Below are 24,033 nucleotides of genomic sequence, written 5' to 3'. Positions count from 1 at the left end.
TGTTAATTTTTAAAGAGCATTTCTGCGAGAAACTTCGTGTTTCTCAGCAGCGCTGCGTTTTCAGCAGCAGAGAAGCGAGATTATGAACCGTGTTTCGCAGATCGTCAACAAGTTTTTCAACCACTTCGTTGCGACTGCGGGGTCCATCTTCCTGCGCCAGCCGTGCGCCCAACCTGCTGCACACCACTGACTTCGCTTCCCCTCTCCCGCACTGCGTTTCCGTTAGCGCGAAAGAGGCGTGATTCTATGCACCCGCCGCCGTCTCCGCAAGCCCCTTTGTGAAATTATTTTGAAAAAGCCACCGTGCGCTATCGCGCACGGTGGCTTGGGGCTCGACGGACCGGGCGACCGCGCCGGCAACCGGTGCCAACCAGTCGCCAGACACCCGCCATGGTGCAACCCGATCAGCGGTTCTTGAACTCGGGCTTCCGTTTCTCGACGAATGCCGCCATCCCTTCCTTCTGGTCCTCAGTCGCAAACAGCGAATGGAACAGCCGGCGCTCGAAGTGGACACCCTCTGCCAGCGTCGTCTCATACGCGCGGTTCACCGACTCCTTGACCATCATGACCGCCGGCAGCGAGAACTCGGCAATCGTCGCCGCGGCCGCAATCGCCTCGTCGAGCAGCTTGTCGGCCGGCAGCACGCGCGACACGAGCCCGGCTCGCTCCGCTTCGGCGGCGTCCATGAAGCGCGCGGTCAGGCACATGTCCATCGCCTTCGCCTTCGATACCGCGCGCGGCAGACGCTGCGTGCCGCCCGCGCCCGGCATGATGCCCAGCTTGATCTCCGGCTGGCCGAACTTGGCCGTGTCCGCCGCGAAGACGATGTCGCACATCATCGCGAGCTCGCAACCGCCGCCCAGCGCAAAGCCCGACACCGCGGCAATGATCGGCTTGCGGATCTGACGGACCGTCTCCCAGTTGCGCGTGATGTAGTCGCCCCGGTAAACATCCATATAGGAATAGGTCGCCATCATGCCGATGTCCGCGCCGGCTGCGAACGCCTTCTCGCTCCCCGTCACGACGATCGCGCCGATGCCGTCGTCCGCATCGAACGCCTTCAGCGCATCGCCCAACTCATCCATCAACGCATCGTTCAGCGCGTTCAGCGCCTTCGGACGGTTCAGCGTAACCAGCCCGACACGCCCCCGGGTCTCCGCCAGGATGTTCTCGTAAGCCATCTATTTCTCCTCGATCAATGAAATGAGAAACGCCTCGCACATGCGAATAGTTTGATGCTAACATTCTCCGACCAACCGGTCGGTTAATTAATCGATCCAACCCCTCTCATCGTCCATCAGGCCGCCGCCATGACCCATGCACTGTTCACGAAGCACGAAGACACGTTGAAGCACGCACTCGCCGCCATCGAGAGCCGCGGGTACTGGAGCCCGTTCGCCGAAATGCCGAGTCCCAAAGTGTACGGGGAAAGCGCGAACGCAGACGGCGAAGCAGCGTTCAAGTCGCACCTCGACAAGACGTTCGCGCTCGACCAGCCGGCGTCCGGCGAAACGGTCGGCGCGGAGCGATCGCCGTACGGCATCGCACTGGGCATCCGGTATCCGAAGTCGACGCCCGACGCACTGATCGCCGCCGCAGCCGCCGCGCAACGCACGTGGCGCGAAGCCGGCCCCAGCGCCTGGATCGGCGTCAGCCTCGAAATCCTCGCGCGCCTGAACCGAGCGAGCTTCGAGATCGCCTACAGCGTGATGCACACCACGGGGCAGGCATTCATGATGGCGTTCCAGGCCGGCGGCCCGCACGCGCAGGATCGTGCGCTCGAGGCTGTCGCCTATGCATGGGACGAACTGCGCCGCATCCCGGCCGATGCGCACTGGGAAAAGCCGCAAGGCAAGAACCCGCCGCTCGCGATGCACAAGCGCTACACGATCGTCCCGCGCGGCACGGGGCTCGTGCTCGGCTGCTGCACGTTCCCGACCTGGAACGGCTACCCGGGCCTGTTCGCCGATCTGGCAACCGGTAACACCGTAATCGTCAAACCACATCCGGGTGCGATCCTGCCGCTCGCGATCACGGTCCGGATCGCCCGCGACGTGCTGCGCGAAGCCGGGTTCGATCCGAACGTCGTCACGCTCCTTGCGACCGAGCCCAACGACGGCGCCCTCGTTCAGGACATCGCGCTGCGCCCCGAGATCAAGCTGATCGACTTCACGGGCAGCACGCAGAACGGCACGTGGCTCGAACGCCATGCCCACCAGGCACAGGTCTACACCGAGAAGGCCGGCGTCAACCAGATCGTGATCGACTCGACCGACGACCTGAAGGCCGCAGCCAAGAACATCGCGTTCTCGCTGGCGCTGTACTCCGGCCAGATGTGCACGGCGCCGCAGAACATCTATGTGCCGCGCGACGGCATCCAGACGGCGGACGGCCATGCGAGCTTCGACGAAGTCGCGCAAGCCATCGCGGTTGCCGTGCAAAAACTCACCGGAGACCCGGCACGCTCGGTCGAACTGATCGGCGCAATTCAGAACGACGGCGTGACCGCACGTATCGACGACGCCCGCCAGCTCGGCCGCGTACTCGCCGACAGCGTGGCTCTTCAGCACCCCACGTTCCCCGATGCCCGCGTGCGCACACCGCTCGTGCTGCAACTCGACGTGACCGATCGCGAGAAATTCACGCAGGAGTGGTTCGGCCCGATCTCGTTCGTGATCGCGACCGACTCGACCGCGCAGTCGCTCGATCTCGCCGGTGAAATCGCGGCGGAACATGGCGCGCTGACCCTCTCCGTCTACAGCACCGACGACGCAATCGTCGACGCCGCCCACGACGCAGCGGTGCGCGGCGGTGTCGCGCTGTCGATCAATCTGACGGGCGGCGTGTTCGTCAACCAGTCGGCCGCGTTCTCCGATTTCCACGGCACGGGAGCCAACCCGGCTGCCAACGCGGCGCTGGCCGACCCGGCGTTCGTCGCCAACCGGTTCCGCGTGGTGCAAAGCCGCGTCCATGTTGCCCCGAAGGCGGTACCCGCGGAAGCTGGCCAAACGGCATAACCCGAATGGCGGACGTGCAAACGCCGCCATGTTCTCTACCATGAACGAATCCGCCGCCCGGCGGGTTCGTTGCTCATCGATACGCCCATGACAGACGCCTACATCTGCGACTCGATTCGCACCCCCATCGGCCGCTACGGCGGTGCCCTGAAAGATGTCCGTGCCGATGATCTCGGCGCGGTGCCGCTCAAGGCGCTGATCGAGCGCAATCGCCACGTCGACTGGACGGCGATCGACGACGTGATCTACGGCTGCGCGAACCAGGCAGGCGAAGACAACCGCAACGTCGCGCGCATGTCGGCGCTGCTCGCGGGCCTGCCGACCGCCGTGCCGGGTACGACGCTGAACCGGCTGTGCGGCTCCGGGATGGACGCGGTCGGCACGGCCGCGCGCGCGATCAAGTCGGGCGAAGCGCGCCTGATGATCGCCGGCGGCGTCGAGAGCATGACGCGCGCGCCGTTCGTGATGGGCAAGGCCGCGAGCGCGTTCACGCGCCAGGCCGACATCTACGATACGACGATCGGCTGGCGCTTCGTCAATCCGCTGATGAAACAGCTTCACGGCGTCGATTCGATGCCGGAGACGGCCGAGAACGTCGCGGTCGACTACAACATCAGTCGCGCCGACCAGGACCTGTTCGCGCTGCGCAGCCAGCAAAAGGCCGCGCGTGCGCAGCAGGACGGCACGCTCGCCGAGGAAATCGTCGCCGTCACGATTGCGCAGAAGAAGGGCGATCCGGTGGTCGTGTCGCGCGACGAACATCCGCGCGAGACGTCGCTCGAAGCACTCGCGAAGCTGAAGGGCGTCGTGCGCCCGGACGGCTCTGTAACGGCCGGCAATGCATCGGGCGTCAACGACGGCGCGTGCGCGCTGCTGCTCGCCAATGCACAGGCAGCCGATCAGTATGGCCTGCGCCGCCGCGCGCGCGTCATCGGCATGGCGACGGCAGGCGTCGAGCCGCGCGTGATGGGCATCGGCCCCGCGCCGGCCACGCAGAAACTGCTGCGCCAGCTCGGCATGACCATCGACCAGTTCGACGTGATCGAGTTGAACGAGGCGTTTGCGTCGCAGGGTCTCGCGGTACTGCGCATGCTCGGCGTCGCCGACGACGATCCGCGCGTGAACCCGAACGGCGGCGCGATCGCACTCGGTCATCCGCTCGGCGCATCGGGGGCCCGGCTCGTGACCACGGCGCTCCATCAACTCGAGCGTACGGGCGGCCGCTTTGCGCTCTGTACGATGTGCATCGGCGTCGGCCAGGGCATCGCACTCGCGATCGAACGCGTGTAACCGATGCGCCGCGCGCCTATAACGAAGTCATGAAGGAGACACTGCATGTCCTATCAGGCGATTCAGCTGGATATCGATCAGGCCGCGCGCGTGGCCACGATCACCCTCAACCGCCCCGACAAGCTGAACAGCTTCACGCGGGCGATGCATCGCGAACTGCAGTCGGCTCTCGATGAAGTCGAAGCGGCCGGCGCGCGCGCGCTGATTCTGACGGGTGCGGGGCGCGGCTTCTGCGCGGGCCAGGACCTCGCCGACCTCGACTTCACGCCCGGCGCGTCCACCGACCTCGGCACGCTGATCGACGAGCATTTCAATCCGCTGATCCGCCGCCTGCAGCGTCTGCCGCTGCCGGTGATCGCCGCCGTCAACGGCACGGCGGCCGGCGCCGGCGCAAATCTCGCGCTCGCATGCGATCTCGTGTTCGCCGCCCGCTCGAGCAGTTTCATCCAGGCCTTCGTCAAGATCGGGCTCGTACCCGATTCAGGCGGCACGTGGTTCCTGCCGCAACGCGTCGGCATGGCACGTGCGCTGGGGCTCGCTCTGACCGGCGACAAGCTTGGCGCCGAACAGGCCGAACAGTGGGGCCTGATCTGGCGTGCGGTCGACGACGACGCACTCGCCGCATCAGCCCGCCAGCTCGCAACCCAGCTCGCGCAGCAGCCGACGCTCGCGATCGCATCGATCAAGCAATCGATGCGCGACAGCGTCACGAACACGCTCGACCAGCAGCTCGACCTGGAACGCGACATGCAGCGCAAGCTGGGCCAGTCGCACGACTACGCGGAAGGCGTGAAGGCATTCGTCGAAAAGCGTGCTCCACGCTTCGAGGGGCGTTGACATGACGGCCGCCACCGCCACGCTCGATCCCGATTCGCTCGCCCGCGCCACCGCGCAGGCGATGTTCGACGCCGATGCATGCAGCCGCGCGTTCGGCATGGAAATCGCGGAAGTACGCGCCGGCTACGCACGCCTGCAGATGCGCGTGCGGCCCGAATTCCTGAACGGGCATCAAACCTGCCACGGCGGGATCATCTTCACGCTCGCCGATTCGACGTTCGCGTTCGCGTGCAACTCGTACAACCTGAATACGGTCGCTGCCGGCTGCTCGATCGAATTCCTGCGCCCCGTGCACGGCAACGACGTGCTGACGGCCGAGGCGATCGAACAGGCGCGCGCCGGCCACCACGGCATCTACGACATCCGCGTCACGAACCAGACAGGCGAAACGGTCGCGATGTTTCGCGGCAAATCCGCCCAGATCAAGGGCACGGTCATACCGGAAGACCGCTGACGTCAACGGCTCGCACATAACAAACACTGGAGACATGCATGACTACCCCGCTACCGCTCGAGCCGATCGAGACCGCCTCAAGCGACGAGCTGACCACGCTGCAGCTCGAACGCCTCAAGTGGTCGCTCCGGCATGCGTATGACCACTCTCCCGTCTATCGTCGCAAATTCGACGACGCGGGCGTGCATCCCGACGACCTGAAAACGCTCGCCGACCTGTCGCGCTTCCCGTTCACGACGAAAGGCGACCTGCGTGACAGTTACCCGTTCGGGATGTTCGCCGTGCCGCAGGACCAGATCTCGCGCATCCACGCATCATCGGGCACGACCGGCAAGCCGACGGTCGTCGGCTATACGGCCGGCGACATCGACACGTGGGCGAATCTCGTCGCGCGCTCGATCCGCGCCGCCGGCGCACGTCGCGGCGACAAGGTACACGTCAGCTACGGGTACGGCTTGTTCACCGGCGGGCTCGGCGCGCACTACGGCGCCGAACGTGCGGGATTGACCGTGATCCCGTTCGGCGGCGGCCAGACCGAGAAGCAGGTACAACTGATCCAGGATTTCCGGCCCGACATCATCATGGTGACGCCGAGCTACATGTTGTCGATCGCCGACGAAATCGAGCGCCAGGGCCTCGATCCCGCGCAGAGCTCGCTGCGCATCGGCATCTTCGGCGCGGAGCCATGGACCAACGACATGCGCGTCGCGATCGAGCAGCGGATGGGCATCGACGCGGTCGACATCTACGGGCTGTCCGAAGTGATGGGCCCCGGCGTCGCGTCCGAATGCGTCGAGACCAAGGACGGCCCGACCATCTGGGAAGATCACTTCTATCCGGAAATCATCGATCCGGAAACCGGCGAAGTGCTGCCGGACGGCGAATTCGGCGAGCTCGTGTTCACGTCGCTGACGAAGGAGGCGCTGCCGATCATCCGCTACCGGACACGCGACCTCACGCGCCTGTTACCCGGCACCGCTCGCACGATGCGCCGGATGGAAAAGATCACCGGCCGCTCGGACGACATGATGATCGTGCGTGGCGTCAACGTGTTCCCGACGCAAATCGAGGAACAGTTGCTCAAGCAGCGCGCGCTCGCACCGCACTATCAGATCGTATTGACGAAGGAAGGCCCGCTCGACGTGCTGACGCTCAGCGTCGAGCCCTGTCCCGACACTGCTCCGGATACGGCGGCGATCCACGCGGCGAAACAAGCGCTCGCGCATGACATCAAGTCGCTGATCGGCGTGACGGCCGTGATCAACGTGCTGCCCGTGAACGGAATCGAGCGCTCGGTCGGCAAGGCACGCCGCGTCGTCGACAAGCGCAAGGGCTGACGGCAGACGCTGCGCGTACGTCGCGCGCAGAGGCAATCCCGTTGCGCAACAAAAGAAACAGCCCGATCGGCCAACGCCAATCGGGCTATTTATTGTGTTCCACGACGTCGTTCAACGCGACAGGCGCATCACACGAACTGAAACCACACGGGTATACCGCTCTCGAACCGACGCACTCCACGCGCACCGTCGCGCCCACGAATACCCCGCCTCATGCGCGGGCGGCTCCCGAGCAGCCGATGCCGCCTCAGGTCACGAATTCGGGAACAGCAGCCACATCCGGCCGACCTGCTTCATCCGGCCGGCCTGGTCGCCTGCGTCGTCGCCGAGTCCCCAGAAATAGTCGGCCCGCACGCCGCCCTTGATCGCGGAGCCCGTATCCTGCGCGAACACGAGCCGGTTCATCGGCGTATTCGTCAGCGGACGTGTGGTCTGCAGGAACACGGGCGTGCCGAGCGGGATCGACGACGGATCGACCGCGATCGAACGCTCCGCCGTCAGCGGCACGCCGAGCGCGCCGATCGGGCCGTCCGCGCCGCCGTGCGGCGCGTCCTCCTTGATCGGCATGTCGCGGAAGAACACGAACCGCGGATTCGTGTCGAGCAACGCGTCGACGCGGTTCGGATTCGCCTTCGCCCACGCCTTGATGCCCTGCATCGTCGCCTGTGCGGGCGTCAGCTCGCCGCGATCGAGCAACCACTTGCCGATCGAGCGGTACGGCTGGTTGTTGGTGCCGCCGAAGCCGACCCGCATCACCGAACCATCGTCGAGCAGCACGCGCCCCGAGCCCTGCACCTGCAGGAAGAACGCCTCGATCGGATCGTCGACCCACACGAGTTCGTTGCCGTTCAGGATGCCCGCACGCTCGAGCTGCGCGCGCGCAGGCAGCGCGGCGCCCGCGCGATAACCGGCCGGCCAGCGATAGAGCGCGTATTGATACGGGTCGCGGCGCACGCGCGAGCCATGCAGCAGCGGCTCGTAATAGCCGGTCACGAGCCCGTCGAGCGTCCCGTCGGTGTTCGCGAGCTGGAACGGCGTGAAATACGTTTCGAAGAAAGTGCGTGCGCTGCCGACATCGAGCTCGTCGAGCCGGTCGGCGGCCGCACAAGCGCGCTGCCAGGCCGGCTGACGCGCGAGCCGCGCGCAGTTCTGCCGCAGCGCGGCCGTCGCGCCGAGCAGCGAATCGTCCTGCCAGCCCGGCACCTGCTGCCACGCAACCGGCGTGAGCCGCTTCGCGGCAACCTGCCCCGGCACGATCGCCGCGCCGGTCGGCGGCTTGAGCGCAGACGTTCGCGTCGGCGCGCCGCCGCACGCGGCAAGCAGCGCCGCCGCCGCGGCCGCCGCAACCCAGCCGGCCAGCCGGGGCCCAAACCACATACAATGTCCGTTCTTGATGGAAACCGCCATGTCAGATTTTCTCGACCAATATCCGATGCTCATCTTCGCGCTCGAAGCCTTCGTAGCGCTTGCCCTGCTGATCTTCATCGTCGTGTGGACGTCGTCGGGCAGAAAGAAGCACGCCCGCAACAACGATCGCCAGCCGCGCTGACGCGCTCCGCGCGCTCAATGCAGCGTGCGCGGCATGTGCAGTGCAAACTCGTCGACCGGCGCCTCGAAACGCTCGCCGTCCTCCGCCACGCAGAAGTACGCGCCACGCATCGTACCGACCGGCGTCGCGATCACGGCCCAGCTCGTGTATTCGAACTGCTCGCCCGGCTGCAGCAGCGGCTGGTGCCCGACGACGCCGAGCCCCTTCACTTCCTGCACGTGGCTCTCGCTGTCCGTGATGATCCAGTGACGCGCGATCAGTTGCGCCGCGACCTGCCCCGTGTTGCGGATCGTCAGCGTGTACGCGAATGCGTATTGACGGCGATCGGGGTCGGATTGTTCCGGCAAGTAGCTGGTTTTCACCGAAACGGTGAACTGATACTGACTCATGGTGTTTCCACTGGAGGGTGACTGTCCGTGCCGGCATGGGCGACGGGGCCGCGGACGCGCCGCTTTGGTTCGGCATTCTGCTTGATGCGGAATCGGGCCGCAACCGCACGGCCTGCCGCCGCGAGCCGGCCGCCGGGCGGTAGAATGTCGGTTTTGCGCCGCAACCTCCCCGCTCCCCCTGCCATGACCCAATTCCGCATCGCTCCCAGCATCCTGTCGGCCGATTTCGCACGGCTCGGCGAAGAAGTCCGCAACGTGGTCGCCGCCGGCGCCGACTGGATCCACTTCGACGTGATGGACAACCATTATGTGCCGAACCTGACGATCGGCCCGCTCGTGTGCGAAGCGATCCGCCCGCACGTGCAGGTGCCGATCGACGTGCACCTGATGGTACGCCCGGTCGACCGGATCGTGCCCGATTTTGCGAAGGCCGGTGCGAACCTGATCAGCTTCCACCCGGAAGGCTCCGATCACATCGACCGCACGCTGTCGCTGATCCGCGACCACGGCTGCAAGGCCGGCCTCGTATTCAACCCGGCCACGCCGCTGAACTATCTCGACCACGTGATGGACCGCCTCGACTTCGTGCTGCTGATGTCGGTCAACCCCGGCTTCGGCGGCCAGTCGTTCATTCCGGAAACGCTGAACAAGCTGCGCGAAGCACGCGCACGTATCGACGCGTACACCGAGCGCACGGGCCGCGAGATCCTGCTCGAGGTCGACGGCGGCGTGAAGACCGACAACATCGCGGAAATCGCGGCGGCCGGCGCCGACACCTTCGTCGCCGGTTCGGCGATCTTCGGCAAGCCCGACTACCGCAAGGTGATCGACGAGATGCGCGCCGCGCTCGCCACCGTCGAGCGGAGCTGACGCCGTGGCCGAATCGTCGCTCGCCGGCCGTGCGCCGGCCGGGGCCGCAACGAACGCTGCCCCGATCCGCTTCGCCGCGCCGCGCATCGACGCGGCGCTGATCGATCTCGACGGCACGATGGTCGACACGGCCGACGATTTCACGGCCGGCCTGAACGGGATGCTTGCGCGGCTCGACGCGCCGGCCACATCGCGCGACGAGGTGATCGGCTACGTCGGCAAGGGCTCCGAGCACCTGATCCACAGCGTGCTGAAGCCGCGCTTCCCGGCCGACGAGGCGCGCGCGCGCTTCGACGACGCACTGGCGATCTACCAGACCGAATACGCGAAGATCAACGGCCGCCATACGCGCCTCTATCCGGACGTGGCCGCCGGTCTCGACGCGCTGCGCGCGGCCGGCATCCGGCTCGCGTGCGTGACGAACAAGCCGCACCGCTTCGCGGTCGAGCTGCTCGAACAATACGGGCTGGCCGATTGCTTCGGCATCGTGCTCGGCGGCGACAGCGTCGCACGCAAGAAGCCCGACCCGCTGCCGATGCTGACGGCCTGCGACGCACTCGGCGTCACGCCGGACACGGCGGTCGCGATCGGCGACTCGGAAAACGATGCGCTGGCGGGCCGCGCAGCCGGGATGGCGACACTGACGGTGCCGTATGGCTATAACCACGGCAAAGCTATACAAACGATAAATTCGGATGGTATAGTCGATTCGTTGCTGGTCGCGGCCCGCGCGATCACCGCGCACAACGCCGGCCGGCCAACCATCTGATTATTTCTTCCATCCGCATGTTTCTGAATAAAAAACGGAGTCTGAGCAGCATCGACCGGGGAGCCTGGCCCTGGCGTCGCTGGTCGCGCTAACCTCTTCGATGAGGTACGCTGAAGCACGTCTTCAGCGCCGTTTTTTATCTCGCTGCGCATCCGCGCGCCGATCGTCGCACCACCTCGAGTTCCACCGCGTCCGAACGCTTGCGTTCAGGATTGGCCGCAGGCTCGCGACGTTCACGCCCGGAGTGCCGGCCGGCAACAGGCACTTCTCGATCGACCGCCCTTTCGCCGACGGCAACCCGCGCAGCGTCAAGTGATCCCTGGCGCACGCGCCGCTCGTCCCGAACAGGACCGGAACATGACCGAACTCGAATTCCAATCGCTCGCGAACGAAGGCTACAACCGTATCCCGCTGATCGCGGAAGCCCTCGCCGATCTAGAAACGCCGCTGTCCCTCTACCTGAAGCTGGCCCAGCCCGAACGTGCGGGCGCCAACTCGTTCCTGCTCGAATCGGTGGTCGGCGGCGAACGCTTCGGCCGCTACTCGTTCATCGGCCTGCCCGCCCGCACGCTCGTGCGCACCCGCAACGGCGTGTCGGAAGTCGTGCGCGACGGCCAGGTCGTCGAGACGCATGACGGCGACCCGTTCCAATTCATCGAATCGTTCCAGGCGCGCTTCAAGGTGGCGCAGCGTCCGGGCCTGCCGCGCTTCTGCGGCGGTCTCGCCGGCTACTTCGGCTACGACGCGGTGCGCTATATCGAGAAGAAGCTCGCAAACACCGCGCCGCGCGACGATCTCGGCCTGCCCGACATCCAGTTGCTGCTGACCGAGGAAGTCGCGGTAATCGACAACCTCGCCGGCAAGCTGTACCTGATCATCTACGCGGACCCGGGCCAGCCGGAAGCCTACGCGAAGGCGAAACAGCGCCTGCGCGAACTGAAGCAGCGCCTGCGCACGACCGTGCAGCCGCCCGTCACGTCGGCGAGCGTGCGCACCGAGACGTTCCGCGAGTTCAAGAAGGAAGACTATCTGGCCGCCGTGCGCCAGGCGAAGGAATACATCGCGGCCGGCGAACTGATGCAGATCCAGGTCGGCCAGCGGCTGACCAAGCCGTACCGCGACAATCCGCTGTCGCTGTATCGCGCGCTGCGTTCGCTGAATCCGTCGCCGTATATGTACTACTACAACTTCGGCGATTTCCACGTGGTCGGCGCATCGCCGGAAATCCTCGTGCGCCAGGAAAAGCGCGGCGAAGACCAGATCGTCACGATTCGCCCGCTCGCCGGCACGCGCCCGCGCGGCAACACACCCGAGCGCGACGCGGAACTCGCGACCGAGCTGCTCAACGATCCGAAGGAGATCGCCGAGCACGTGATGCTGATCGACCTCGCGCGCAACGACGTCGGCCGCATCGCCGAAATCGGCTCGGTGCAGGTGACCGACAAGATGGTCATCGAGAAGTACTCGCACGTGCAGCACATCGTCAGCTCGGTCGAGGGCAAGCTGAAGCCCGGCATGACGAACTACGACGTGCTGCGCGCGACGTTCCCGGCCGGCACGCTGTCCGGTGCGCCGAAGGTACGCGCGATGGAGCTGATCGACGAGCTCGAGCCGATCAAGCGCGGGCTGTACGGCGGCGCGGTGGGCTACCTGTCGTTCTCGGGCGAGATGGATCTCGCGATCGCGATCCGCACGGGCCTGATCCACAACGGCAACCTGTATGTGCAAGCGGCGGCCGGCGTCGTCGCGGATTCGGTGCCCGAATCCGAATGGCAAGAGACCGAAAACAAGGCGCGCGCGGTGCTGCGTGCGGCCGAACAGGTTCAGGACGGCCTCGATAGCGACTTCTGACCGGAGACTGACTATGCTGCTCATGATCGACAACTACGACTCGTTCACCTACAACCTGGTCCAGTACTTCGGCGAACTGGGCGAGGACGTGCACACGTACCGCAACGACGAAATCACGCTCGACGAGATCGCGCGCCTGAATCCCGACGCGATCTGCCTGTCGCCGGGCCCGAGCAACCCGCAGCACGCGGGCATCACGCTCGACGTGCTGCGCGAATTTTCGGGCAAGAAGCCGATCCTCGGCGTCTGCCTCGGCCACCAGGCGATCGGCGAAGCATTCGGCGGCCGCGTCGTGCGCGCGAAAACCATCATGCACGGCAAGGTGAGCCGGATCGAAACGGACTGCCGCGGCGTATTCGCCGACCTGCCGAAGCATTTCGACGTCACGCGCTACCATTCGCTCGCGATCGAGCGCGAATCGCTGCCCGACTGCCTCGAGGTGTCCGCGTGGACCGACGACGGAGAAATCATGGGCGTGCGCCACAAGACGCTGCCGGTCGAGGGCGTGCAGTTCCACCCGGAATCGATCCTGTCCGAGCACGGTCATGCGCTGCTCGAGAATTTCCTGAAGCAGGCCCGCGCCGCGGCCGCGCAAGCCGCCTGACCGGAGCCTCACGATGACGATTACCCCGCAGGAAGCGCTGCAGCGCACGATCGAACACCGCGAGATCTTCCACGACGAGATGCTGCACCTGATGCGGCTCATCATGCGCGGCGACATGTCGCCCGTGATGGCCGCCGCGATCATCACCGGGCTGCGCGTGAAGAAGGAGACGATCGGCGAGATCGCCGCCGCCGCGACCGTGATGCGCGAATTCGCGAACCACGTCGACGTGCAGGACAACTCGAACTTCGTCGACATCGTCGGCACCGGCGGCGACGGCTCGCACACGTTCAACATCTCGACCGCGTCGATGTTCGTCACGGCGGCGGCCGGCGCGAAGGTCGCGAAGCACGGCAACCGCGGCGTGTCGAGCAAGTCAGGCAGCGCCGACGTGCTCGAGGCGCTCGGCGTGAACATCGACCTGCAGTCGGACCAGGTCGCCGCGTCGATCGCCGAAACGGGCATGGGCTTCATGTTCGCGCCGAACCATCACCCGGCGATGAAGAACATCGCGGCCGTGCGCCGCGAGCTCGGCGTGCGCACGATCTTCAACATCCTCGGCCCGCTGACCAATCCGGCCGGCGCACCGAACCAATTGATGGGCGTGTTCCACCCCGACCTCGTCGGCATCCAGGTGCGCGTGATGCAGCGTCTCGGCGCGCAGCACGTACTCGTCGTATACGGGAAGGACGGGATGGACGAGGTGTCGCTCGGCGCCGCGACGCTCGTCGGCGAATTGCGCGACGGCAAGGTGCACGAATACGAGATCCATCCGGAAGACTTCGGCCTGCAGATGGTGTCGAACCGCACGCTGAAGGTGGAAAATGCCGAGGAATCGCGCACGATGCTGCTCGGCGCGCTGGACAACCAGCCGGGCGTCGCCCGCGAGATCGTCACGCTGAACTCGGGTACTGCACTCTATGCGGCGAACGTCGCCGAATCGATCGCGGACGGCATCCAGCTCGCCCGCGAAGCGATCGCGAGCGGCAAGGCGCGCGCGAAAGTCGACGAACTCGTGCGCTTCACGCAGCAGTTCAAGCGCTGACTCCCCTTACGACTCAAGCAGGAACCCACATGAGCGACATTCTCGACCGAATCATCGCCGTCAAGCGCGAAGAAGTCGCGGCGGCCATGCGCAGCACGCCGCTCGAGGCACTGAAGCTGGACGCATCCGCGCGCGACCTGCGCGACTTCGTCGGCGCGCTGCGTGCAAAGCACGCGGCCGGCGACGCCGCCGTGATCGCCGAAATCAAGAAGGCAAGCCCGTCGAAGGGCGTGCTGCGCGAGCATTTCGTGCCGGCCGACATCGCGCGCTCGTATGCGGCGCACGGCGCCGCATGCCTGTCGGTGCTAACCGACGAGCAGTTCTTCCAGGGCAGCGTCCGCTACCTCGAAGAGGCGCGCGCGGCCTGCACGCTGCCGGTGCTGCGCAAGGACTTCATCGTCGACGCGTACCAGATCCTCGAGGCACGCGCGATGGGCGCCGACGCGATCCTGCTGATCGCCGCCGCACTCGACACGCCGCTGATGCAGGACCTCGAAGCATATGCGCACTCGCTCGGCCTCGCCGTGCTGGTCGAAGTGCACGACCGCAACGAGATGGAGCAGGCGCTGACGCTCAAGACGCCGCTGCTCGGCATCAACAACCGCAACCTGCGCACGTTCGAGACGTCGATCCAGACCACGCTCGACATGCTCGACATGATTCCGCCGGACCGGATTGTCGTGACCGAATCGGGCATCCTGTCGCGCACCGACGTCGACACGATGCGCGCGGCGAACGTGAACACGTTCCTCGTCGGCGAAGCGTTCATGCGCGCCGATCAGCCAGGCGAGGAGCTCGCACGGATGTTCTTCTGATGGCGATCGAAAAGGAAATCAAGCTCGCGCTGCCGGCCGGCCAGGCCGGTGCCGCGCGGCGCTTCTTCGAGACGCTGACCGGCGAACCCGGCCGCGACATCACGCTCGCGAACGTCTATTACGACACGCCCGATCTCGCGCTGGCCCGCTCGAAGAGTGCGGTGCGCGTGCGCCGCGCGCCGCAAGGCTGGCTGCAGACGTTCAAGACGGTCGGCAGCGCGGAAGGCGGCCTGCATCGCCGCCACGAATGGGAACTGCCCGTGGCCGGCGACGCGCTCGAGATCGATGCGCTCGTCGCGGCCTGCGACGTGCCGGAAGCCGCCGCTGCGCTGCGTGACGCGGCGAGCGCGCTGCGCGCACTGTTCCGCACGGATTTTTCGCGTACGCTGTGGCGCATCGCAATCGGCGGCGCAACCGTCGAAGCCGCGGTGGACCTCGGCGAGATCGTCGTCCAGGCGGAACACGAAACGCGCCGCGAACCGATCAGCGAAATCGAACTCGAACTGATCGACGGCCCGGAAGCGGCGCTCGCGACGCTCGCCGCCGAACTGCAGCAGGCGCTGCCGGGCCTCGCTCCCGAAAACATCAGCAAGGCGCAGCGCGGCTACCGGCTGCGCGCGCAATAAACACGCATCACGCATGGCAACCCGCAAGACTTCCCGCGCGCCGCAACAGGCGTCGCTGTTCGACGATCCCGTGCCGGAAACGGCACCGGCCGCTATTCCGTCCCCGACTTCCGCGTCGCCCTCCTCCGAGCGCAAGCCCGCAAAGAAAGCCGCCGCTTCGGCCCCGGCCCCCGCAGCACCGCAGCCCGTTGCCGCCGACGTCCCGCATCTCGCCGCGCAATTCGACGCGCTGCCGGCCGCTTGGCGCGACGTGCTGAAACCCTTTACCGACAGCGACGCGTACGCGCCGCTTTGCCGCTTCGTCGACGACGAGCGCGCGGCCGGCAAGGCGGTCTACCCGACCGACGTGTTCCGCGCGCTGCGCCTGACGAGCCCGGACGACGTGAAGGTCGTGATCCTCGGCCAGGACCCGTACCACGGCGACGATCGCGGCACGCCGCAGGCGCACGGCCTCGCGTTCTCGGTGCCGCCGGCCGTCCGCACGCCGCCGTCGCTGCGCAACATCTTCAAGGAAATCGCCGCGAACTTCGGTCACGACACGCCGCGCCACGGCTGCCTCGACACGTGGGCGCGCCAGGGCGTGCTGCTGCTCAACACCGTGCTGACGGTCGAGCGCGGCGCGGCCGCGAGCCACGCGAAGCGCGGCTGGGAGCAATGCACGGACACGCTGATCCGCGAACTCGCAGGCCGCCACCGCGGGCTCGTCTTCATGCTGTGGGGCGCACACGCGCAGGCGAAGCGCGCGCTGTTCGACGCGAGCGCGCATTGCGTGCTCGAGGCGCCGCATCCGTCGCCGCTGTCCGCGCACCGCGGCTTCCTCGGCTGCCGCCATTTCATGCTCGCGAACGACTATCTGGTCGAAGCTGGCCGCGAACCGATCGACTGGCGCCTGCCGGAAGTGGCCGAAACGCTCGCGTAACGGCCGCGCCGGCTTTGTCGCCGGCCGGAATGCAAAAACGCCGCGCCCCTTCGGGGACACGGCGTTTTTTTCGGACGATGCAGCAGCGGGCGCGTCGCACCCGCATCGACCTTACGCGGCGGCGATCGCTTCGCGTGCGCTGGCGAGCGCGGCGCTCTGCGCATCCGGGCCGAGGTTCAGGCCTTCCGCGAAGATGAAGCTCACGTCGGTCATGCCGACGAAGCCGAGGAACGTGCGCAGGTACGGCGTCTGGCTGTCGTTCGGCGTACCGGCGTACTTGCCGCCGCGAGCCGTCACCACGTGAACCTTCTTGCCCTTGATCAGGCCTTCCGGACCGTTCTCGGTGTAGCGGAACGTGACGCCTGCGCGTGCGATCCAGTCGAAGTACGTCTTCAGTTGCGACGAGATGCCGAAGTTGTACATCGGCGCGCCGATCACGATGATGTCGGCGGCTTGCAGCTCGGCGATCAGTGCATCGCTCTTCGCGACGATCGCATTCTGCTCCGCGCTGCGCTGGTCGGCCGGCGTGAAGAACGCGCCGAGCACCGATTCGTCGAGGTGCGGCAGCGCATCGGCCAGCAGGTCGCGAACCACGACCTTCGCGCCGGGGTTCGATTGTTGCAGCTTTGCCGTCAGTTCGTTGGCCAGCAGCGTGGATTGCGCGCCTTGCGAACGCGCCGCGGAATTGATTTGCAGAATGGTCGTCATGTCAGGCTCCGGTTGGGTTGCGCTTCGGTAGCGCGAGTGACGCCATTGTGCGTGGCCGCATTTGCCGGAAAAAGCGGGTTCAGGGCGACGGATTGTTGCAGCAGCAGAACAATCCTCGATCGCGCCCCGATTGCCGCTGCCTGCACTCAGCCCTTCAGCCAGGCCTCCCGGGCCTTCGATGCCGCGGCCGGCTTCGCTGCCGCCGTCAGCCGGTAGCGCGTGACCTCCGGGCCGTCGAGCTTCAGCTTCGCGGTACGCAGCTCGTCGCGGCGAAACGCGTGAACCTCGACCTTGTCGCCCGGCCGGTAGCGCGCGAGCAGCGCGTCGAGGTTCGTGCCCGTGACGCGCAGCCCGTCGACCGCGATCAGCGTATCGCCGGCCGACAGCCCCGCGCGATGCGCGGCGCCGCCTTCATAGACAGCCGCGAACGTGCAGTCCGCGCCGCCGCGCAAGCGCGCACCGATCGTCGGCTTCGCGGCCGCGCCGTTCGCGACATCCGGCGCGAGCGTGACGCCGAACGGCGCGAGCAGCTCGCCGAGCGGCAGGTCGCGCGTGCCGTGCACGGCGTCGGCGAACAGACGGCCGAGCGCGACGCCCGTCGCTTCTTCGATCAACGTCTCGACTTCATCTTCCTCGACGCCCGCCTGCTTGCCGCGATAGAAATCGCGACCGTAGCGTTGCCACAGCAGGCGCATCACGTCGTCGAGCGACTTCCGGTTGCGCGTCTGCGCGCGGATCGCGAGATCGAACGCGAGCGCGACAAGCGAACCCTTCGTGTAGTAGCTGACGATCGCGTTGGTCGCGTTCTCGTCCTGGCGGTAGTACTTGATCCACGCATCGAACGAGCTTTCCGCGACGCTCTGCTTGAGCCGCCCGGTGCCGCGCAGCACGCCGCCGATCGTGCGGCCGAGCGCCGCGAAATATTCGTCCTGCGACATCAGCCCGCTGCGCACCAGCATCAGGTCGTCGTAATACGACGTGAAGCCTTCGAACAGCCACAGCAGCGACGTGTAGTTCTCGCGCGTCAGGTCGTACGGCACGAACGCCGCCGGCTTGATGCGCTTCACGTTCCACGTATGGAAGTACTCGTGGCTGCAAAGGCCGAGATAGGTGCGATAGCCTTCGGTCGTCTCGGGCCGCCCCTTCACCGGCAGGTCGGTGCGGTTGCAGATCAGTGCGGTCGATGCGCGGTGCTCGAGGCCGCCGTAGCCGTCGCTGACCGCGAGCGTCATGAGCACGTAGCGGTCCATCGGCGCCTTCTTCGATTTCGGCTCGAACAGCGCGATCTGCGCTTCGCACACGCGCTTCAGGTCGGTGCGCAGCCGCTCCAGGTCGAGCTGCGTCACGCGCCCCGCGACCACGATGTCGTGCGGCACGCCGTGCGCGTCGAACGTCGCGAGCGCGAATTCGCCGATCGTCACCGGATGGTCGGAAAGCTCGTCGTAGTTCGCTGCGCGATACGCACCGAAGCCGTAGCGCTTCGTGCCGCGCGCCTCGGGCAGCGCGGTGCCGACGCGCCACGCGCGGAATGCCGGGCCGGCCGGCTTCGCGATGTCGACTTCGCACGGCGCGTCCTCGCGGCCGGCGACACTCAGGAACACGGCCGTCGCGTTGAAGAAGCCGCCCGATTCGTCGAGATACGCGGAGCGCACCGACAGGTCCCACGCATACACGTCGTAGCGCAGCGTCAGCGCACCGCTCACGGGCGCGGCCTGCCACGTGTGCTTGTCGGTCTTCGCGATCCGCACCTTGCGGCCTGCGTCGTTGAACGCGCCGAGCGTCACGATGTTGCGCGCGAACTCGCGCACGAGGTAGCTGCCCGGAATCCACACCGGCAGCGAGAAGCGCTGGCCTTCGGGGTCGGGGTCGGCGACCGTCACCGACACTTCGAACAGGTGCGCGGCAAGATCTTTCGGGACAATCGTATAGCGGATCGGCTGGGTCATCGTGGCAATCGGTCGAATACGGCGGCGAAAACGAAGAGAGGCGCCGGCAGATCATGCGGGCGCCCCTCGCTGGCCGGGCCATGCGGCCCGGCGTGTCGGTCGGTTACTTGCTCGAGGCGAGCGCCTGGTTGAGCTGGTCGGCCGATACCGCGCCCGGCAGGCGGCGGCCGTCCGGCAGGAAGATCGTCGGCGTGCCCGTGACGTTCATCCCGCGGCCGAGCGCGAGGTTCTTGTCGAGCGCGCTGGTATCGCAGGTACCGGCGCCGGACGGCGCACGGTGATCGAGCATCCAACCCAGCCAGGTTTTCGCGCGGTCGGTCGCGCACCAGATCGCCTTCGACTTCGCGGTCGAATCCGGCGACAGCACCGGGTACAGGAACGTGTAGACGGTGACGTTGTCGACCGACTGCAGCGTCGTCTCGAGCTTCTTGCAGTACGGGCAGTTCGGATCGGAGAACACCGCGATCTTGCGTGCGCCGTTGCCCTTGACGACCTTGATCGCATTCGCGAACGGCAGGCTCGCGAAGTCGATCTTGTTGATTTCGGACAGGCGTGCGTCGGTCAGGTTCTTGTGCGTCTTGGTGTCGACGAGATCGCCGAGCAGCACGTAGTCGCCGACCGCGTCGCTATAGATGATCTGCGAGCCGAGGTTCACTTCATAAAGGCCCGCGACCGGCGATTTCGACACGCTCTTGATCGGCGCGTCGTTGCCGAGACGGGCCTGCAGCGTGGCTTTCAGCTTGTCGGTGGTCTGGTCGGCCTGCGCGGTGCAGCCCAGCGTCGCCATCGTGACGGCCAGCGCCAGCGACGCGATGCGGATCGTTTTTTTCATCGAAATCTTCCTTCAGCTCAATCGGTGTGCACGGCACAGTGTACGCCGTAACGGAACCGAGTCCGACCGGCGAAGCGGCCGAAGGTTCGATCAGCCGAGCGCGGCCGACACGAGCCAGCGCTTCACGAGCGGCTGCGCCCCGACGAACGCCATGCCCGCGTTGCGCACGGCCTTCGCGAGCGGGCCCGGCACCGCGAACAGCCGCTGCAGGCCGTCGGTCGCGACCATCAGCGCGCGGATGTCCTCGCGGCGCGAACGCTCATAGCGGCGCAGCAGCACCGTATCGCCCAGATTGCGGAAGCTTTCCTTGCCGGCGATCGCGTCGGCGAGCGCCGCGACGTCGCGCAGCCCGAGGTTCATCCCCTGCCCCGCGAGCGGGTGGATCAGGTGCGCGGCATCGCCGACGAGCGCGACGCGCGGCGCGATCAGCTTGTCGACCGTCTGCAGCGCCAGCGGGAAGCCCGCGGCCGGCGTCACGCATTCGAGCGTGCCGACCTGGCCGTGCGACACGCGCTCGACCTCGGCCGCGAGCTGCGCCGGATCGAGGGCGAGCAGTTCGTCCGCATGCGCGGTGTGCGCGGACCATACGAGCGACACGTGGCCGTCCGGCAACGGCAGCAGCGCGACGATCTCGCCTTCGTGGAACCACTGGTAAGCCGTCTCGCGGTGCGGCAGCGACGCCTTGAAGTTCGCGACGACGCCCGTCTGCCGGTAGTCGCGCCGTTCGACTTTGGCCCCCATTTGGGACCGTACCCACGAATGCGCGCCGTCCGCGCCGACGACGAGGTCCGCTTCGAGCACCTGCCCCGACGACAGCGTGAGCACGGCCGCATCGTCGCGCACGTCGAAGCCCTGCGCACGCGCATCGAACCACGTGAGGTTCGGCTGGAACCGCAGCGCGGCATCGAGCGACGCCTCGACCAGCGACGATTCGGCGATCCACGCGAGTTGCGGCACGGAGGCCTGGTACGCGGAAAAATGCAGTTCGGCGTGCGCATCGCCGTACACACGCATGTCGTAAACAGGCGCGAGCCGGCCGTGGTCGAGCGCCTGCCAGACCCGCAGCCGCTCGAGCAAGGCCTGCGAACTGGACGACAGTGCGTAGACGCGCGTGTCGAACGCGAGATCGGCGGGGCGCGGCGTGGCCGGCTGGGCAAGCAAGGCAGTCTTGTAGCCGGACTGGGTCAGCGCGAGCGCGGCCGTCTTGCCGACGAGCCCGCCGCCGACCACGGCGACGTCGAAGGAGTGGTGGGCAGTCATGGCGGGCATTATAGCCGCGGGGCCAAACCCTTACGCGGCCGGACTTTGCGGGAAATCAGCAGAATCGCAGGTGGACGCGGCGGCGCGGCGGCCCGCCGCATCGGCTGTTCGGCGCAACCCCGGAATCCGGGGCGTCGGCACGGTACAATAGCGCCTTTGACCGTCGGCCCGCCGCACCCCAAGCGCCGGCCGCCCTTTATTCCCGCGCCGCCGTGCCCTGTCCGGCCGCGCCGCTTTACCCGTTCGAAGGATTCCATGAGCCTCAAATGCGGCATCGTCGGCTTGCCCAACGTCGGCAAGTCCACCCTGTTCAATGCGCTGACCAAGGCCGGCATCGCCGCCGAGAACTACCCGTTCTGACAGGGCGGCTCACTTATTCCTTCGAATCAATCGGTTAGACAACCGGGCAAAAAACCAGAGACAAAACCAGTACAAAATCTGGACGCACCTACCGCCCTCTTAGCGGCCTCTTGATGATAGCGAATTGAAACGCTTTCGGAGACGGTGCGAATTGAATTTTTTTGCTTCGTGAGGCGTGCGAGGAACTGCGCCTAGAGTGTTCCACTAGAGGAACGCTCGTAAGCTCAAACGGTTCATCCACTATACCCCACGGGCTTACGCAAGCCCCCTGCCGATTGCTACCTTGCACCTCTCCTAAGCCATTGAGGGGGGCAACAGTGACGAGTGTCCGGAAGTTACCGAGTGGCCGATTTCAAGCCCGTGTATGGCTATCCGGTGGGAAGTCGAAGCCCAAGACCTTTGACATCCGTGAAGATGCCGAACGGTGGGCGCAGGAGTACCGCCAAGAAAAGCGAGCGATGGATGAGCACTTGGGGCTCGCGTCAACTCCACTCGATGATGGCCGCGATAAAGAGGCGGTACGAAACTTGATCAGTGACCTTGCCCCTGTTTCACGAATCCCATAGCTGAGGCTATCAGGCCGCTTGCCCTCGCTGAGCGGCGGCCCAATTCTTCTCGAACTTCATGGGGCTGACGTAGTTCAGTGTCGAATGCAGTCGACGGGCATTGTAGAAACCAAGCCAGTCGACGATTTCATCCATCGCGGCACGCCGCGTCGCGAAGTGCCGACCGTGCAGTCGCGCGACCTTCAGCGAACCCCACAGGCTTTCGGTCGGCGCATTATCCCAACAATCGCCGCGCCGGCTCATCGACGAACGCATGGCGTACGCCTTGAGCGTGTCCTGGAAGAGTCCGCTGCAATACTGGCTGCCACGGTCGCTATGCACAATCACGCCGGCTTCGGGGCGGCGCCGGAACCATGCCATGCGCAGCGCGTCCGTGACCAGTTCGGCCTTCATATGCGGCTGCATCGACCAGCCCACCACCTGCCGGCTGAACAGGTCGATTATGACGGCCAGATACCCGAACGAGCATGGAAGCGAGAGGACAGGAGGTGGAGAGGATTCCCGCGCAGAACACGCAGAATTCCAAAAAATAGGTATGCCCGCGCAAGCGCCGAGACATACAAGCCGCTACCTACGAGAGTGGGGGTTTATGAGGGTCTAGACGCCCTAAATCTCTCTTCCGCTTGCCGCACAAGGCGTTGCGGGGCGGCGCATAGAGCGAGAGTGAGGGGATAGACAGTCAAAGCGGCGGGAGAGTCTTGCCCTGCTTGGCGCTAAGCCGACTGGAAACAAAAAAGCGCCAGCCGTTTCCGGAAGGCGCTTCTTAGGGGGTGGGCGGCGTTCTCTATCGAACTCTCAGGATACTCAGGCTGGGGAGCTGGAGACCAACCAGCGGCGCATTACCAGCGCCTCCCAGCCACGGGCCTCAGTATCTCGGAAGGTTTCCAACAGGCGAGGCTTACGGTTGCGCTCAACGTAGTCACGGAGCAGCAGGAATTCACGGGAGCCGATGCGGAGGGACGCGGTGCCCGTGTTGATGCTGAGGGAGAAACGGCGGGTGCTGATGGTGATCTGGAACATTCGCTAACTCACTAAGTTATCGGCGCGCCCGATGCGCTGCCGTTATGACAATATACCCCCGATGGGGTTATGAATCAACTAGCTTCTTGCTGGGGTGTTCACCAAGCTTCAACAGGAGTAGCTCCCATGCGGCCAAGGGCATTGCCCGGTGATCCCCACTTCCTTCGCTCGCACTCCATTTGTGCCACGCATTGATGCTGACGTGGACCATCTCAGCGGCTTCGCCCCTGGTGACCCCGTGCTTCTTGATGACAGCGCGAATTTGCTCGGGGGTTGGTTGCGTGATTTCGGTCATGGCGTTTATACATGGGTCGCAATGTGGAACCGAAAGTTTACGCGCTGGCGTAAACCACTGTCACGTTCTGGATACGGCTGGCGTACTCAAATTGATGAGCTAATATCGCCTCCCATTGGTCCGCCCAGAACTATTCACACGATAGACGCCCGATGCAAGGTAATCGCGAATTGGTCCCCGTTGAAACCGTCACCCACTTCCAGAACAAAGAAACCGAGTATCGGTCTTGGCTAACGACCAATCCAGATGGGTTCGTGCTGAACATCAGGGCTCCGTGGGAGAACCACACGCACAAGCTCCACACCGCTCGGTGTAAGCTCAAAGACAATACGGCGAGCAGCACAGGGACTGCCCCATTTACCGGCGGCGATTATTCCAAGGTCTGCTCGCTTGATCCACGCGCGGTTCTGCGATGGGCAGAGCACAATATCCCGAACGGGACGGCCCGAGTGGAACCCTGCGGAGGCTGCAAACCGGACTTGACGATTGATTTGCGAGATGCCTTTGCACGCGCTCAGCGGCAACTCGATGACGAGGTGGCGAAGTCCCTGCGAGATAGCGAAATGAACCGCGCCGGGAATCGTGGAGGCCGGTTGGTTTAAGTTAATGCAGGCAAGTCAGCGGCATTTCTGAGTTGCCTGTAGTAGTTTGCCTCAGCCTCAGCGGGCGGGATA

The 24,033-nt window shown here is 65.7% G+C and carries 22 protein-coding genes and 2 pseudogenes; 15 read left to right on the top strand and 9 right to left on the bottom strand.

Annotation, left to right across the window (positions count from 1 at the left end):
- Nucleotides 1-404: 404 nt before the first annotated feature.
- Nucleotides 405-1,181: an enoyl-CoA hydratase gene (locus ACNQQL_RS34650; protein WP_072443055.1), complete on the bottom strand. Its 777-nt coding sequence runs from the start codon at nucleotides 1,179-1,181 to the stop codon at nucleotides 405-407.
- A gap of 129 nt (nucleotides 1,182-1,310) precedes the next feature.
- On the opposite strand from ACNQQL_RS34650, the gene paaN reads away from it, so the two are divergent.
- From paaN to paaK, 5 genes are all read left to right on the top strand, one after another.
- Nucleotides 1,311-3,017, top strand: a complete 1,707-nt coding sequence (paaN, locus tag ACNQQL_RS34645) for a phenylacetic acid degradation protein PaaN (protein WP_347069022.1) — start codon at nucleotides 1,311-1,313, stop codon at nucleotides 3,015-3,017.
- An 87-nt stretch (nucleotides 3,018-3,104) separates the two neighbouring features.
- Nucleotides 3,105-4,307 (top strand): 3-oxoadipyl-CoA thiolase, encoded by a 1,203-nt coding sequence (pcaF, locus tag ACNQQL_RS34640; RefSeq protein WP_347069019.1) that lies wholly within the window; start codon nucleotides 3,105-3,107, stop codon nucleotides 4,305-4,307.
- A gap of 45 nt (nucleotides 4,308-4,352) precedes the next feature.
- Complete coding sequence (paaG, locus tag ACNQQL_RS34635) at nucleotides 4,353-5,144, top strand: 2-(1,2-epoxy-1,2-dihydrophenyl)acetyl-CoA isomerase PaaG (RefSeq protein WP_034183735.1); 792 nt, start codon at nucleotides 4,353-4,355, stop codon at nucleotides 5,142-5,144.
- A 1-nt stretch (nucleotide 5,145) separates the two neighbouring features.
- Complete coding sequence (paaI, locus tag ACNQQL_RS34630; RefSeq protein ID WP_347069015.1) at nucleotides 5,146-5,598, top strand: hydroxyphenylacetyl-CoA thioesterase PaaI; 453 nt, start codon at nucleotides 5,146-5,148, stop codon at nucleotides 5,596-5,598.
- Nucleotides 5,599-5,636: 38 nt separating this feature from the next.
- Complete coding sequence (gene paaK / locus ACNQQL_RS34625) at nucleotides 5,637-6,935, top strand: phenylacetate--CoA ligase PaaK (RefSeq protein ID WP_347069011.1); 1,299 nt, start codon at nucleotides 5,637-5,639, stop codon at nucleotides 6,933-6,935.
- Between the two features lie 252 nt (nucleotides 6,936-7,187).
- On the opposite strand, the gene ACNQQL_RS34620 is transcribed toward paaK, so the two are convergent.
- Nucleotides 7,188-8,420, bottom strand: coding sequence for a murein transglycosylase A (locus ACNQQL_RS34620; protein WP_416392816.1), 1,233 nt, complete (start codon nucleotides 8,418-8,420; stop codon nucleotides 7,188-7,190).
- Between the two features lie 78 nt (nucleotides 8,421-8,498).
- Nucleotides 8,499-8,873: a Co2+/Mg2+ efflux protein ApaG gene (gene apaG / locus ACNQQL_RS34615; RefSeq protein ID WP_083534227.1), complete on the bottom strand. Its 375-nt coding sequence runs from the start codon at nucleotides 8,871-8,873 to the stop codon at nucleotides 8,499-8,501.
- Nucleotides 8,874-9,056: 183 nt separating this feature from the next.
- Here apaG and rpe point away from each other — a divergent pair, with 183 nt between their 5' ends.
- The 8 genes from rpe to ACNQQL_RS34575 all read left to right on the top strand — a co-directional run bounded on the left by rpe (nucleotide 9,057) and on the right by ACNQQL_RS34575 (nucleotide 16,372).
- On the top strand, nucleotides 9,057-9,743 hold the full coding sequence (rpe, locus tag ACNQQL_RS34610) for a ribulose-phosphate 3-epimerase (protein ID WP_011883156.1): 687 nt from the start codon (nucleotides 9,057-9,059) through the stop codon (nucleotides 9,741-9,743).
- A 4-nt stretch (nucleotides 9,744-9,747) separates the two neighbouring features.
- Entirely contained in the window at nucleotides 9,748-10,512 is a 765-nt protein-coding gene (locus ACNQQL_RS34605) for a phosphoglycolate phosphatase (RefSeq protein ID WP_347069000.1), read from the top strand.
- Nucleotides 10,513-10,869: 357 nt separating this feature from the next.
- Nucleotides 10,870-12,363 carry an anthranilate synthase component I gene (gene trpE / locus ACNQQL_RS34600; protein WP_105392259.1) on the top strand — a complete coding sequence of 498 codons (1,494 nt, stop codon included), beginning with the start codon at nucleotides 10,870-10,872 and terminating at the stop codon, nucleotides 12,361-12,363.
- A 13-nt stretch (nucleotides 12,364-12,376) separates the two neighbouring features.
- A complete protein-coding gene (locus ACNQQL_RS34595) occupies nucleotides 12,377-12,967 on the top strand; it encodes an aminodeoxychorismate/anthranilate synthase component II (protein WP_175921048.1) in 591 nt (196 codons plus the stop codon).
- A 13-nt stretch (nucleotides 12,968-12,980) separates the two neighbouring features.
- Entirely contained in the window at nucleotides 12,981-14,012 is a 1,032-nt protein-coding gene (gene trpD, locus ACNQQL_RS34590; RefSeq protein WP_034183751.1) for an anthranilate phosphoribosyltransferase, read from the top strand.
- Between the two features lie 29 nt (nucleotides 14,013-14,041).
- The gene (gene trpC, locus ACNQQL_RS34585) at nucleotides 14,042-14,827 is read left to right on the top strand and encodes an indole-3-glycerol phosphate synthase TrpC (RefSeq protein ID WP_347068997.1); all 786 of its coding nucleotides are present in this window, start codon (nucleotides 14,042-14,044) and stop codon (nucleotides 14,825-14,827) included.
- Nucleotides 14,827-15,453: a CYTH domain-containing protein gene (locus tag ACNQQL_RS34580; RefSeq protein ID WP_204425652.1), complete on the top strand. Its 627-nt coding sequence runs from the start codon at nucleotides 14,827-14,829 to the stop codon at nucleotides 15,451-15,453. Before trpC ends, ACNQQL_RS34580 begins: the two co-directional genes overlap by 1 nt.
- Nucleotides 15,454-15,466: 13 nt before the next feature.
- Complete coding sequence (locus ACNQQL_RS34575) at nucleotides 15,467-16,372, top strand: uracil-DNA glycosylase (protein ID WP_347068994.1); 906 nt, start codon at nucleotides 15,467-15,469, stop codon at nucleotides 16,370-16,372.
- 111 nt (nucleotides 16,373-16,483) lie between these two features.
- On the opposite strand, the gene ACNQQL_RS34570 is transcribed toward ACNQQL_RS34575, so the two are convergent.
- The 4 genes from ACNQQL_RS34570 to ACNQQL_RS34555 form a co-directional block, all read right to left on the bottom strand.
- Entirely contained in the window at nucleotides 16,484-17,080 is a 597-nt protein-coding gene (locus tag ACNQQL_RS34570; protein ID WP_072443039.1) for an FMN-dependent NADH-azoreductase, read from the bottom strand.
- Nucleotides 17,081-17,226: 146 nt separating this feature from the next.
- Nucleotides 17,227-19,026, bottom strand: coding sequence for a M61 family metallopeptidase (locus ACNQQL_RS34565; protein ID WP_347068992.1), 1,800 nt, complete (start codon nucleotides 19,024-19,026; stop codon nucleotides 17,227-17,229).
- Nucleotides 19,027-19,129: 103 nt separating this feature from the next.
- Nucleotides 19,130-19,858 carry a DsbC family protein gene (locus ACNQQL_RS34560; RefSeq protein ID WP_347068990.1) on the bottom strand — a complete coding sequence of 243 codons (729 nt, stop codon included), beginning with the start codon at nucleotides 19,856-19,858 and terminating at the stop codon, nucleotides 19,130-19,132.
- A 90-nt stretch (nucleotides 19,859-19,948) separates the two neighbouring features.
- Entirely contained in the window at nucleotides 19,949-21,127 is a 1,179-nt protein-coding gene (locus ACNQQL_RS34555) for a UbiH/UbiF family hydroxylase (protein ID WP_204425646.1), read from the bottom strand.
- A gap of 246 nt (nucleotides 21,128-21,373) precedes the next feature.
- Here ACNQQL_RS34555 and ACNQQL_RS34550 point away from each other — a divergent pair.
- Nucleotides 21,374-21,475, top strand: a pseudogene (locus tag ACNQQL_RS34550) (GTPase); the annotation flags it as partial.
- Between the two features lie 578 nt (nucleotides 21,476-22,053).
- Here ACNQQL_RS34550 and ACNQQL_RS34545 read toward each other — a convergent pair.
- Both ACNQQL_RS34545 and ACNQQL_RS34540 read right to left on the bottom strand, forming a co-directional pair.
- Nucleotides 22,054-22,500 (bottom strand): annotated as a pseudogene (locus ACNQQL_RS34545) (IS3 family transposase); the annotation flags it as partial.
- Nucleotides 22,501-22,848: 348 nt separating this feature from the next.
- Entirely contained in the window at nucleotides 22,849-23,064 is a 216-nt protein-coding gene (locus ACNQQL_RS34540) for a hypothetical protein (RefSeq protein ID WP_347068988.1), read from the bottom strand.
- A 447-nt stretch (nucleotides 23,065-23,511) separates the two neighbouring features.
- On the opposite strand from ACNQQL_RS34540, the gene ACNQQL_RS34535 reads away from it, so the two are divergent.
- Entirely contained in the window at nucleotides 23,512-23,961 is a 450-nt protein-coding gene (locus tag ACNQQL_RS34535; RefSeq protein WP_347068986.1) for a hypothetical protein, read from the top strand.
- Nucleotides 23,962-24,033 lie beyond the last annotated feature (72 nt).

The sequence above is a fragment of the Burkholderia sp. LFS061 genome, assembly GCF_047978125.1.
Classification (GTDB): Bacteria; Pseudomonadota; Gammaproteobacteria; order Burkholderiales; family Burkholderiaceae; genus Burkholderia; species Burkholderia pyrrocinia_C.
Note: the sequence above shows the minus strand (reverse complement) of the source record. Positions and strands in the feature narration are given on the sequence as shown.